This window comes from Polaromonas sp. P1_F2, from assembly GCF_056405735.1.
In genome coordinates this window covers 316,715-328,685 of the sequence record NZ_JBFUBN010000004.1, presented here as the reverse complement: position 1 = coordinate 328,685, position 11,971 = coordinate 316,715, and the positions used below count along the sequence as shown (strand labels likewise).

Annotated in this window: 9 protein-coding genes; 7 read left to right on the top strand and 2 right to left on the bottom strand. The window is 62.7% G+C overall.

Annotation, left to right across the window (positions count from 1 at the left end; genetic code table 11):
* Positions 1 to 18: 18 nt before the first annotated feature.
* Complete coding sequence (ubiG, locus tag AC1D0O_RS11190) at positions 19 to 726, bottom strand: bifunctional 2-polyprenyl-6-hydroxyphenol methylase/3-demethylubiquinol 3-O-methyltransferase UbiG (RefSeq protein WP_477653595.1); 708 nt, start codon at positions 724 to 726, stop codon at positions 19 to 21.
* Positions 727 to 792: 66 nt separating this feature from the next.
* The gene (gene ompA / locus AC1D0O_RS11185) at positions 793 to 1,428 is read right to left on the bottom strand and encodes an outer membrane protein OmpA (protein WP_477653594.1); all 636 of its coding nucleotides are present in this window, start codon (positions 1,426 to 1,428) and stop codon (positions 793 to 795) included.
* Positions 1,429 to 1,680: 252 nt separating this feature from the next.
* Between ompA and gyrA the strand changes: the two genes are divergently transcribed.
* From gyrA to rpsA, 7 genes are all read left to right on the top strand, one after another.
* On the top strand, positions 1,681 to 4,329 hold the full coding sequence (gene gyrA / locus AC1D0O_RS11180) for a DNA gyrase subunit A (RefSeq protein ID WP_477653593.1): 2,649 nt from the start codon (positions 1,681 to 1,683) through the stop codon (positions 4,327 to 4,329).
* Positions 4,329 to 4,898: a DUF2059 domain-containing protein gene (locus tag AC1D0O_RS11175; RefSeq protein WP_477653592.1), complete on the top strand. Its 570-nt coding sequence runs from the start codon at positions 4,329 to 4,331 to the stop codon at positions 4,896 to 4,898. The genes gyrA and AC1D0O_RS11175 overlap by 1 nt, the downstream gene beginning before the upstream one ends.
* A complete protein-coding gene (gene serC / locus AC1D0O_RS11170) occupies positions 4,895 to 6,001 on the top strand; it encodes a 3-phosphoserine/phosphohydroxythreonine transaminase (RefSeq protein WP_477653591.1) in 1,107 nt (368 codons plus the stop codon). Before AC1D0O_RS11175 ends, serC begins: the two co-directional genes overlap by 4 nt.
* An 81-nt stretch (positions 6,002 to 6,082) precedes the next feature.
* Positions 6,083 to 7,165 carry a prephenate dehydratase gene (gene pheA / locus AC1D0O_RS11165; RefSeq protein WP_477653590.1) on the top strand — a complete coding sequence of 361 codons (1,083 nt, stop codon included), beginning with the start codon at positions 6,083 to 6,085 and terminating at the stop codon, positions 7,163 to 7,165.
* 33 nt (positions 7,166 to 7,198) lie between these two features.
* Positions 7,199 to 8,077, top strand: a complete 879-nt coding sequence (locus AC1D0O_RS11160) for a prephenate dehydrogenase (protein ID WP_477653589.1) — start codon at positions 7,199 to 7,201, stop codon at positions 8,075 to 8,077.
* Positions 8,078 to 8,087: 10 nt separating this feature from the next.
* Positions 8,088 to 10,070, top strand: a complete 1,983-nt coding sequence (locus tag AC1D0O_RS11155; protein WP_477653588.1) for a bifunctional 3-phosphoshikimate 1-carboxyvinyltransferase/cytidylate kinase — start codon at positions 8,088 to 8,090, stop codon at positions 10,068 to 10,070.
* Positions 10,071 to 10,221: 151 nt separating this feature from the next.
* A complete protein-coding gene (rpsA, locus tag AC1D0O_RS11150; RefSeq protein WP_007869489.1) occupies positions 10,222 to 11,907 on the top strand; it encodes a 30S ribosomal protein S1 in 1,686 nt (561 codons plus the stop codon).
* Positions 11,908 to 11,971: the final 64 nt, after the last annotated feature.

Here is an 11,971-nt window from a genome sequence, read left to right as displayed (position 1 = left end):
AGGGGGACAACCGGGATTTCAGCTTTTCCGGGTGGCCAACAGGTAATTGACGCTGGTGTCGGCGCTGAGCCAGTAGTGGCGCGTCAATGGGTTGTACTCCATGCCGCGGGTCTGCTGCAGTGACAGCCCTGAGGCACGGCAGTAGCCGGCCAGTTCGCTGGGTTTGACCAACTTGGCGTACTCGTGGGTGCCGCGCGGCAGCATGTTCAGCACGTATTCCGCGCCTACGATCGCAAACAGAAAGGCTTTGGCATTGCGGTTGATGGTGGAGAAAAACACATATCCGCCAGGTTTGACCAATGCCGCGCAGGCTTTGACGATAGACGAGGGGTCAGGCACGTGCTCCAGCATTTCCATGCAGGTGACAACATCAAAGCTGCCCGGCTGCTCGGCCGCCAGCGCCTCGGCGCTGATTTCCCGGTATTGCACGCCCTCGGTTTGGGCTTCCAGCGCGTGAAGCTGGGCGACCTTCAGCGCTTTGGTTGCTAGGTCTATGCCCAGAACTTCCGCGCCTTTGCGGGCCATGGAGTCCGCCAGAATGCCGCCGCCACAGCCCACGTCCAGCACGCGCAGGCCCTTGAGTGGGACTTGGCTGTCAATCCAGCCGAGGCGTAGCGGATTGATTTGATGCAGGGGGCGAAACTCGCTTTCGGTGTCCCACCAGCGATGGGCGAGATCGGAGAATTTGGCCAGTTCGGCGGGGTCAAAGTTATCGCTTGTAGACATGAGGCATTATCGTTGAGGCATAAAAAAACCGCGCCTGAGCGCGGTTTTTGAAGCGATCCCGAAGGATTACTTGTTGGCGCGAGTACCAACCACTTCGATTTCGACGCGGCGGTTCTTGGCGCGGCCTTCGGCGGTCTTGTTGTCAGCAACTGGCTGTTTCTCGCCCTTGCCTTCAGTGTAGACGCGGTTTTTCTCGATGCCCTTGGACACGAGGTATGCCTTGACGGCTTCCGAACGGCGAACCGACAGCTTCTGGTTGTAAGCATCGCTACCGACGGAGTCGGTGTGACCCACGGCGATGATGACTTCCAGGTTGATGTCCTTGATCTTGCCGACCAGGTCATCCAGCTTGGCTTTGCCTTCTGGCTTGATCACAGACTTGTTGAAGTCAAAGAAAGCGTCAGCAGCGTAGGTAACCTTCGTTGCGGCAGGAGGAGGAGGGGTAGGAGTAGCAGCGGGCTGCGCAGGCTGGCCAGCAACCGGAGGAGCAGCAGGAGCCATCGCAGGGGCAATTGCGCCGTCGCAACCAGGCGCTGCGGTAGCAGGCGTCCAGTTGGCATCACGCCAGCACAGTTCGTTGGTACCGTTTTTCCAGACCAGCTCACGATTGCCGTTCATCCAGTTGTCGATAGTTTGTGCACCAGCGGCGGTAACAAGCGCTGCGGAAGCAAACAACATTGCCACTTTGTTGAGTTTCTTCATGGTTCTCCTCTAGAGAAAAGCCGCAGACTTGCTGCGATTAGTAATTTACACGCCGTGAGTGACCATCACTCAAAGCGTTACATCGATTGTGCCACACCTGTCTCAACCTTCAAGCACGCTATCGGCTTCGTCTGACACGGACATAAGATTCTTGAGCATTTGTTGCTGCCCCGCCACAGGTAGGCGCTTTAAACTCAAGCCTTAAAATCGCTGGCTTTCCTCAAGAATCTCGAAATCCCAACCAGGCCGCTCATGACCCAGTTCGCTAAAGAAACCCTGCCCATCAGTCTTGAAGAGGAAATGCGGCGCAGCTATCTCGATTACGCCATGAGCGTGATCGTGGGCCGGGCCCTCCCCGATGCCAGAGACGGCCTCAAGCCCGTGCACAGGCGCGTGCTGTACGCGATGCACGAGTTGAACAACGACTGGAATCGGCCTTACAAGAAGTCGGCCCGTATCGTCGGCGACGTGATCGGCAAATACCACCCGCACGGGGACCAGTCGGTCTACGACACCATCGTGCGCATGGCCCAGGACTTTTCCCTGCGCCACCTGCTGGTTGACGGCCAGGGTAATTTCGGCTCCGTGGATGGTGACAACGCGGCCGCCATGCGGTATACGGAAATCCGCCTGTCGAAAATCGCCCATGAACTGCTGGCCGACCTGGACAAGGAAACCGTCGACTTCGGCCCCAACTATGACGGCAGCGAGCAAGAGCCGCTGGTCATGCCGACCCGGCTGCCCAACCTGCTGGTCAACGGATCCGGCGGGATCGCGGTGGGCATGGCAACCAACATCCCGCCCCACAACCTCAACGAAGTGGTCGACGCCTGCCTGCACATGCTGAAGAACCCAGAGGCCACCATCGATGAATTGATGGAAATCGTGCCGGCGCCGGACTTCCCCACCGGCGGCATTATTTACGGCATCAACGGCGTCAAGGACGGCTACCGCACCGGCCGCGGCAAGGTGGTGATGCGCGCCAAGTGCCACTTCGAGGACATCGACAAGGGCCAGCGCCAGTCCATCATCGTCGACGAGCTGCCCTACCAGGTCAACAAGAAGACGCTGCAGGAGCGCATGGCCGAGCTGGTGCACGAGAAAAAAATCGAGGGCATCAGCCACATCCAGGACGAGAGCGACAAGTCCGGCATGCGCCTGGTCATCGAGCTCAAGCGCGGCGAAGTGCCCGAGGTGGTGCTGAACAACCTGTACAAGCAGACCCAGCTGCAGGACACCTTCGGCATCAACATGGTGGCGCTGGTCAACGGCCAGCCCAAGCTGTGCAACCTGAAAGACCTGGTCCAGGTCTTCCTCTCGCATCGCCGCGAAGTGGTGACGCGCCGCACGGTGTTCACGCTGCGCAAGGCCCGCGAACGCGGCCACGTGCTCGAAGGCCTGGCAGTCGCCCTGGCCAACATCGACGACTTCATCGCCATCATCCGTAACGCGCCCACGCCGCCCGTGGCCAAGGCCGAACTGATGCTGCGCCCCTGGGACAGCAGCCTGGTGCGCGAAATGCTCACCCGCACGCGGGCCGACGGCGGCATCGTCAACGCCGACGACTACCGCCCCGACGGCCTCGAGAAGGAGTTCGGCATGGGCAACGATGGCCTGTACCGGCTGTCGGAAACCCAGGCCCAGGAAATCCTGCAGATGCGGCTGCAGCGCCTGACCGGCCTGGAGCAGGACAAGATCGTGGCCGAGTACAAGGAAGTGATGGCCGAGATCGACGACCTGCTCGACATCCTTGCCAAGCCCGAGCGCGTGTCCATCATCATCGGCGAGGAGCTCTCCGCGATCAAGCTGGAGTTCGGCCAGACCAAGCTGGGTGCGCGGCGCAGCCATATCGAGCACAGCTCCTTCGACCTCAGCACCGAAGACCTGATCACCCCCACCGACATGGTGGTGACGCTCTCGCACACCGGCTACATCAAGAGCCAGCCGCTGTCGGAATACCGGGCGCAAAAACGCGGCGGCCGCGGCAAGCAGGCCACCGCCACCAAGGACGACGACTGGGTCGACCAGCTCTTCATCGCCAACACGCACGACTACATTCTGTGCTTCTCCAATCGCGGCCGGCTCTACTGGCTCAAGGTCTGGGAAGTTCCCGCAGGGTCGCGTGGCTCCCGTGGCCGGCCGATAGTGAACATGTTCCCGCTGCAGGAAGGCGAAAAAATCACCGTGGTCCTGCCGCTGACAGGTGAAAAGCGCAGCTTCCCGGCCGACCAGTACGTCTTCATGGCCACCTCCATGGGCACCGTGAAAAAGACCGCCCTCAACGAGTTCAGCAACCCGCGCAAGGCCGGCATCATCGCCGTGGACCTGGATCCGGGCGACTACCTGATAGGCGCGTCGCTGACCGACGGCAAGCACGACGTGATGCTGTTCAGCGACGGCGGCAAGGCCGTGCGTTTCGATGAGAACGATGTGCGCCCCATGGGCCGCAACGCGCGCGGCGTGCGCGGCATGATGCTCGAAGACGGCCAGGGCGTGATCGCCATGCTGGTGGCCGAGGACGAGCAGCAAAGCGTGCTGACGGCCACCCAGAACGGCTTCGGCAAACGCACCTCCATCACAGAGTACACGCGCCACGGCCGCGGCACCAAGGGCATGATCGCTATCCAGCAGAGCGAGCGCAACGGCAAGGTCGTGGCCGCCACGCTGGTCCACGTCGACGACGAGATCATGCTGATCACCGACAAGGGGGTGCTGGTGCGCACGCGCGTCAGTGAAATCCGTGAGATGGGCAGGGCTACACAGGGTGTTACTCTGATCGGCCTGGATGAGGGCTCACAATTAAGCGGCCTGCAGCGCATCGTCGAAAACGATGCCACGCTGGACGATATCGACACCGAAAACGACACCGGCACAGACGCCTCCAACACGGAAAGCAATTGATGAAAAAACTGATCACCACCCTCGCGATCGCCGGCCTGGCTTGCAGCGCCGCAGTCCACGCCCAGACCGACCCCAAAACCGAACTGGCCAAAAAAGTGGTCGCCCTGCAGCAAGGCCCCGAGCTCGACCGCCTGGTCGGCCAGTTGGCCGGCAGCACGGCCCAGGAGTTGATCATGAAATGGGGCCCTCAGCTGGAGGCCAACGTCCCAAAGGCCAAGCAGAAAAAAGCCTCGGAAGACCTCAACGCCGAGCTCAAGAAGTACGCCGACGACGCCAGCCAGCTGATCGGCAAGCAGGTCGGCAAGGTCAGCACCGAATCGCTGGTGCCCGCCTATGCGGAGCGTTTCACCCTGGAAGAACTGCAGCAGATCGCCGCCTTCTTTGAATCTCCCGCCATCAAAAAATACCAGGCCACGGCGCCTGAACTCGGCAATGTTTTCGTGCAAAAACTGGTCGAGGCCTCGCGCACCGACGTGGTGGCGCGTATCAAGCAGTTCGACGAAACCGCGGTGAAGATCGTCGGTACCGGCCCTGCCCCCGGAGCAGCCAAGCCACCCGCGAAGAAATGACCCGTCCCTTCAATTTTTCCGCCGGCCCTGCCAACCTCCCCGAGGAGGTCTTGCAGCAGGCGGCGGGCGAAATGCTGGACTGGCGAGGCAGCGGCATGAGCGTGATGGAGATGAGCCATCGCGGCAAGGAATTCATCTCCATCTATGAAGCCGCTGAAGCCGATTTCCGCGAACTCATGGCCATTCCGGCCCACTTCAAGATCCTGTTCATGCAGGGTGGCGGCCTGGCCGAAAACGCCATCGTCCCCCTGAACCTTTCGCGCGGGCGTTCCGCCGATTTTGTGGTGACCGGCAGCTGGAGCGACAAGTCGCAAAAAGAAGCACGCAAGTACTGTGACGTGCAGGTCGCCGCCAGCAATGCGGACAACGGGCACACGCTGCTGCCTTCGCCGTCGGGCTGGAAGCTGCGGCCGGATGCGGCCTACGTGCACCTGTGCACCAACGAAACCATCAACGGCGTGGAATTCCAGAGCCTGCCCGACCTCAAGTCGCTGGGAAGCGACGCACCCCTGGTGATTGACTTCTCGTCCCACGTGGCATCCCGGCCCGTCGACTGGTCCCGCGTCGGCCTGGCGTTCGGCGGGGCACAAAAAAACCTCGGCCCCGCCGGCGTGACGCTGGTGGTCATCCGTGAGGACCTGCTCGGCCACGCCTTGCCGGCCTGCCCCAGCGCCTTCGACTACAAGACGGTCGCGGACAACCAGTCGATGTACAACACGCCGCCTACCTACGCCATCTATATCGCGGGCCTGACCTTTCAGTGGCTCAAGCGCCAGAAAGAGGGCTCGGCCACCGGCATCGCGGCCATGGAAAAACGCAACCTTGCCAAGGCGCAACTGCTTTACGACGCGATCGACGGTTCGCAGTTCTATGTGAACAAGGTCGGCAAGGATTGCCGTTCGCGCATGAACGTGCCTTTTTTCCTGCGCGACGAGTCGCGCAACGACGTTTTCCTGGCCGGCGCCAAGGCCGGCGGCCTGTTGCAGCTCAAAGGCCACAAGTCGGTAGGCGGCATGCGCGCCAGCATCTACAACGCCATGCCGCTCGCCGGTGTGGAGGCGTTGGTGGCGTACATGCGAGAATTCGAACAAAAACACGCCTAGGATGAAATACCCCCATGCCCGCCGCGTTCACTGCCCCTGAGGGGCGTTCAGTGCACCTGGCGCGGCCGGACGGCCCCTGATATGACTGCCAACCTCGCTGATTTACGCGTCCAGATCGACGCCCTGGACAGGGAATTGCTTGCCCTGCTGAACCGCCGTGCCCAGGTCGCCGAACAGGTGGGCGAGGTCAAGAAACGCGAAGGCACACCCTTCTTCCGCCCCGACCGGGTCGCCCAGGTGATCGAGCAGATCCAGAAGGCCAACCAGGGCCCCCTCAAGAACGAGCACGTCGCCGCCGTCTGGCGCGAAATCATGTCGGCGTGCCTGGCCCTGGAGTCCCCGGTGCGCGTCGCCTACCTGGGCCCCGCCGGCACCTTCAGCGAGCAGGCGGCGCTGCAATTTTTCGGCGCCAGCATCGAGCACGTGCCTTGCGTCAGCATCGACGAGGTTTTTCGCGCCACCGCGGCCGGTAGCGCCAGCTATGGTGTCGTGCCGGTGGAAAACTCCACCGAAGGCGTGGTGTCTCGCTCGCTCGACCTGTTCCTGAACTCTCCCCTGCACATCGTCGGCGAAATCAGCCTGATGGTGCGCCACAATTTACTGCGGCTTTCGGAATCCCTGGACGGCATAGAAGCCGTGTATGCCCACCCCCAGGCGCTGGCCCAATGCCAGGGCTGGCTGACGACCCACCTGCCCAATGTGGATCGCCGCACAGCCTCCAGCAACGCCGAAGGCGCGCGGCTGGCCACCACCAACCCGGCCTGGGCCGGCATCGCCGGCGAGCGCGCCGCCACCCAGTTCGGCCTTTACACGGCAGCCCACGCCATCCAGGACGATGCCTTCAACCGCACGCGTTTTGCCGTGGTGTGCCTGCCCCAGACATTGCCCTCCCCGCCCGCTTCTGGCAAGGATTGCGTCAGCCTGGTGGTGTCCGTGCCCAATCGCCCCGGCGCCGTCCACGACATCCTGATGCCGCTGAAGGCCCACGGCGTCTCCATGACCCGTTTTGAATCGCGCCCGGCGCGGTCCGGCCAGTGGGAATACTACTTTTATATTGACCTGCAAGGTCACCCGTCCCAGGACCATGTCAAAGCCGCGCTGGCCGATCTGCAGCAGCTGTGCGCCTTTTACAAGGTCCTCGGAACCTATCCCATCGGCGATTAATGCAACGACTCACAAACCTCCTGGTGCCACGACATGTTTGAACAATTAGGTCTCATTGGATGCGGCCTGATGGGTGGCTCTTTCGCGCTGGCGCTCAAACGCGCCGGCCTGGTCAAGCGCGTCGTCGGCTACAGCAAATCCCCTTCCACCACGGAGCGGGCGCGCCAGATGGGCGTGATCGACGTCGAGGCGCCCTCGGCGCTTCTGGCGGTCTCGGGCGCCGACATCGTGCTGCTGGCCGTGCCGGTTTCGGCGACCGAGGCCACCTTCAAGGCGATCCGCCACCTGGTCGGCCCCAACACGCTGATCATGGACGTCGGCTCGACCAAACGCGACGTGGTGGATGCGGCACGGCGCGTCCTGGGCAGCAACGTTGGCTCTTTTGTGCCCTGCCACCCGATCACCGGCAAGGAGGTTTCCGGCGTCGAGCATGCCGACGTCGACCTCTACGCCGGCAAGCAGGTCATCCTGACGCCCATAGAGCGTACTTTCACGGTCCAGCTCCAGAAAGCCACCGACGTCTGGACCGCCCTGGGTTGCCACGTCCTCAAGATGTCGCCCCAGGCGCATGACGCGGCCTATGCCGCCGTCAGCCACCTGCCGCATCTGATCGCTTTCGCCCTGATCAACGGTATCACCGGGCAGGAGCACGGCAAGGACTACATGTCGCTGGCCGGCCCGGGCTTCCGGGACTTCACGCGCATCGCCGCCAGCGACCCGAAAATGTGGCGCGACATCCTGATCGCCAACCGCGAAGAACTGCTGGCCCAATCCAAAATTTTCCAGGAGACCCTGCAGTCGCTCGAGCAGCTGATTTCCAGCAGCAGCGGCGACGCCCTGGAAGCCATGATCGAGCAGGCCAGCGAGACCCGGGCCAACTGGCGCATCTCTTCGCAAAAATCGCACAAATAATCCGCGGTCCATGTTCGATACCGAGTTCCTGGACATTCCGCCTCTGGGCAGCGCGGGCGGCACCGTCCGCCTGCCCGGCTCCAAAAGCATTTCCAACCGCGTGCTGCTGCTGGCCGCCTTGAGCCACGGCGACACCACGGTCCACGACCTGCTCGCGTCCGACGACACCGCCGTGATGCTGGCCGCGCTGAGGCAGCTCGGCTGCAGCGTCAAGCAAGACGGCAACACCGCCATCATCAGCGGCCTGGGCGGCAAACCCGTCCAGACCCCGGCCAAACTGTTCATGGGCAACGCCGGCACGGCCATGCGTCCCCTGACGGCGGCCCTGGCCCTGCTGGGCGGGGAGTTCGAATTGTCCGGCGTGCCGCGCATGCACGAGAGGCCCATAGGCGACCTGGTCGACGCGCTCAGGCAACTGGGCTGCGCCATCGACTACCTCGGCAACGAAGGTTTTCCGCCGCTGCGCCTGCGCCCCGGGCAACTCCAACTGCAAGAACCGATACGGGTGCGCGGCGACGTGTCCAGCCAGTTCCTGACGGCCCTGCTGATGGCCCTGCCGCTGGTCGCCAAACAGGACATTCGCATTGAAGTCGTCGGCGAGCTGATTTCCCGGCCCTATATTGAAATCACGCTCAAGCTGCTCCAGCGCTTCGGCATCGACGTCCGCCGCGAAGGCTGGGAACGCTTCACCATCCCCGCCGGCAGCCGCTACCAGTCTCCGGGCGAGATCCATGTCGAGGGCGATGCCTCGTCGGCCAGCTATTTCATCGCGCTGGGCGCCATCGCGGCCGCGTCTCCGGGCCACGCCGGCATCGAAATCCTGGGCGTGGGCGCGGCCTCCATCCAGGGCGACATCCGCTTCGTCGAAGCCGCAGAAATGATGGGCGCGCGGGTCGCCAGCACGCCCAACTCCCTGCGCATCTCGCGCGGTGCCTGGCCGCTCAAGGCCATAGACCTGGACTGCAACCACATCCCCGACGCCGCCATGACGCTGGCCGTGATGGCCTTGTACGCCGACGGCACCACCACCTTGCGCAATATCGCCAGCTGGCGCGTCAAGGAAACCGACCGAATCGCCGCCATGGCCTGCGAGCTGCAAAAGTTCGGCGCGATGGTCGAGGAAGGCGCCGACTACCTCAAGATCACCCCGCCCGCCCGGTGGACGACAGGCGCGATCCATACCTACGACGACCACCGCGTGGCCATGTGCTTTTCGCTCGCGGCCTTCAATCCGGGGCAGTTGCCGGTGCGTATCCTGGATCCCAAGTGCGTCGCCAAGACCTTTCCCGACTACTTCGAAGCCCTGTTCGATGTGGCCCAAGCCGGCGCCGCGCACATTCCCGTCATCTGCATTGACGGCCCGACCGCATCCGGCAAAGGCACGCTGGCGGCCCTGGCGGCTCATCGGCTGGGCTACCACTACCTGGATTCCGGCGCGCTCTATCGCCTGAGCGCCCATGCCGCGGCGCTGGCCGGTGTATCCCTGGACGACGGACCCGGCGTGGCCCGCGTGGCGCGCACCATGCCGGTGCACTTCCAGGGCGACCGCATTTTCCTCGGGCCACAGGACGTGTCCGACGCCATCCGCACCGAAGCCGCCGGCATGGCCGCCTCCCGCGTGTCAGCCCATCCCGAGGTCCGCACCGCCCTGCTGGAGCTCCAGCACAGCTTTCGCAAGCTGCCCGGCCTGGTCGCCGACGGCCGGGACATGGGAACCGTCATCTTCCCCGACGCCCCGCTCAAGGTTTTCCTGACGGCCAGCGCCCTGCACAGGGCCGAACGTCGGCATAAGCAGTTGATTTCAAAGGGAAATTCGGTTACAATCGCCGAGATTCAGCAGGATTTGGAGGCACGCGATGCGCGCGATTCGTCGCGAAAAGCCGCTCCTTTGAAACCCGCTGATGACGCCAAACCGCTGGACAATTCCTATCTGTCGATTGAAAAATCGGTGGACCAGGTGATTGAATGGTGGCAAGGCACCCGGCCCTTCTGACCCCCGACGCGCAGCCTGCGCTTGGGTCAGCAGGTTCATCAACGTAACCCGCGGCCTTACCAGACGTCTGGCCGCAAAACACCGCCGCAAGCAGCTATAAAAACAATGGCAATCCCGCTATTGGAACCCTGTTGTGTGGACTAGGAAAATCATGTCTGAATCTTTTGCCGACCTATTTAACGAATCGCTCCAACGCTCTGAAATGCGTACCGGTGAAGTCATCACCGCTGAAGTCGTTCGCATCGACCACAACCACGTCGTCGTCAACGCCGGACTGAAGTCCGAGGCCTATGTGCCGCTCGAAGAATTCAAGAACGACCAGGGCGAACTCGAAGTCCAGGTCGGCGATTTCGTCTCCGTGGCCATCGACTCCGTCGAAAACGGCTATGGCGACACCCTGCTGTCCCGCGACAAGGCCAAGCGCCTGGCTTCGTGGATGAGCCTGGAAAAAGCCCTGGAATCCGGCGAATTCGTCACCGGCCAGACCAGCGGCAAAGTCAAGGGCGGCCTCACCGTCCTCGTCAACGGCATCCGCGCCTTCCTGCCCGGCTCGCTCATCGACACCCGCCCCATCAAGGACTTGTCTCCGTACGAGAACAAGACCATGGAATTCAAGGTCATCAAGCTCGATCGCAAGCGCAACAACGTGGTGCTGAGCCGCCGCGCCGTGGTCGAAGCCAGCATGGGCGAAGAACGCGCCAAGCTGATGGAAACCCTGAAAGAAGGCACTGCCGTCAAGGGCGTCGTCAAGAACATCACCGAATACGGTGCCTTCGTTGACCTCGGCGGCATCGACGGCCTGCTGCACATCACCGACATGGCATGGCGCCGCGTGCGTCACCCAAGCGAAGTGGTGACGGCTGGCCAAGAGATTGTTGCCAAGATCCTGAAGTTCGACACCGAAAAGAACCGTGTCTCGCTGGGCCTCAAGCAAATGGGCGACGACCCATGGATGGGCGTGAACCGCCGCTACCCGCAAGGCACGCGCCTGTTCGGCAAGATCACCAACATCGCCGACTACGGCGCGTTCGTTGAACTCGAACCCGGCATCGAAGGCCTGGTCCACGTGTCCGAAATGGACTGGACCAACAAGAACGTGGCCCCGAGCAAGCTCGTGGCCCTGGGCGACGAAGTCGAAGTCATGGTCCTCGAGATCGACGAAGACAAGCGCCGCATCAGCCTGGGCATGAAGCAGTGCAAGGCCAACCCATGGCAAGAGTTCGCGCAGGAAACCAAGCGCGGCGACCGCGTCAAGGGCCCGATCAAGTCGATCACCGACTTCGGCGTCTTCGTGGGCCTGGCTGCCGGCATCGACGGCCTGGTGCACCTGTCCGACCTCTCGTGGAACGAACCCGGCGAAGCCGCCGTTCGCAACTACAAAAAGGGCCAGGAAGTGGAAGCCATCGTGCTGGCAGTCGACGTCGACCGCGAGCGCATCTCCCTGGGCATCAAGCAGCTGGATTCCGATCCGTTCACCACGTTCGTGTCGATCAACGACAAGGGCGCGATCGTGACCGGCAAGGTCAAGACGGTTGACGCCAAGGGCGCTGAAATCGACCTCGGCGAAGACATCATCGGCTATCTGCGCGCCAGCGAAATCAGCCGTGACCGCGTTGAAGACGCGCGCAACGTGCTGAAGGAAGGCGACGAAGTCTCCGCAGTCGTGGTGAACGTGGATCGCAAGACCCGCAACATCCAGCTGTCGGTCAAGGCCAAGGACAACGCCGACCAGCAGGAAGCCATGGCCAACCTGAGCCAGCAGTCTTCCCGCGAAAACGCCGGCACGACCAGCCTGGGCGCCCTGCTGCGCGCCAAGCTGGACAACAACGAAAAGTAAGGCAACCGTGCAGCGGTGTGATGCGCCCCCGGGCGGGTCGCATCGCTGTGCAGCTACTTGATCC

Excerpts from the sequence above, each read along its gene's own strand:
- ubiG (WP_477653595.1), bottom strand. The coding sequence starts at position 726 with ATGTCTACAAGCGATAACTTTGACCCCGCCGAACTGGCCAAATTCTCC.
- ompA (WP_477653594.1), bottom strand. The coding sequence starts at position 1,428 with ATGAAGAAACTCAACAAAGTGGCAATGTTGTTTGCTTCCGCAGCGCTT.
- gyrA (WP_477653593.1), top strand. The coding sequence starts at position 1,681 with ATGACCCAGTTCGCTAAAGAAACCCTGCCCATCAGTCTTGAAGAGGAA.
- AC1D0O_RS11175 (WP_477653592.1), top strand. The coding sequence starts at position 4,329 with ATGAAAAAACTGATCACCACCCTCGCGATCGCCGGCCTGGCTTGCAGC.
- serC (WP_477653591.1), top strand. The coding sequence starts at position 4,895 with ATGACCCGTCCCTTCAATTTTTCCGCCGGCCCTGCCAACCTCCCCGAG.
- pheA (WP_477653590.1), top strand. The coding sequence starts at position 6,083 with ATGACTGCCAACCTCGCTGATTTACGCGTCCAGATCGACGCCCTGGAC.
- AC1D0O_RS11160 (WP_477653589.1), top strand. The coding sequence starts at position 7,199 with ATGTTTGAACAATTAGGTCTCATTGGATGCGGCCTGATGGGTGGCTCT.
- AC1D0O_RS11155 (WP_477653588.1), top strand. The coding sequence starts at position 8,088 with ATGTTCGATACCGAGTTCCTGGACATTCCGCCTCTGGGCAGCGCGGGC.
- rpsA (WP_007869489.1), top strand. The coding sequence starts at position 10,222 with ATGTCTGAATCTTTTGCCGACCTATTTAACGAATCGCTCCAACGCTCT.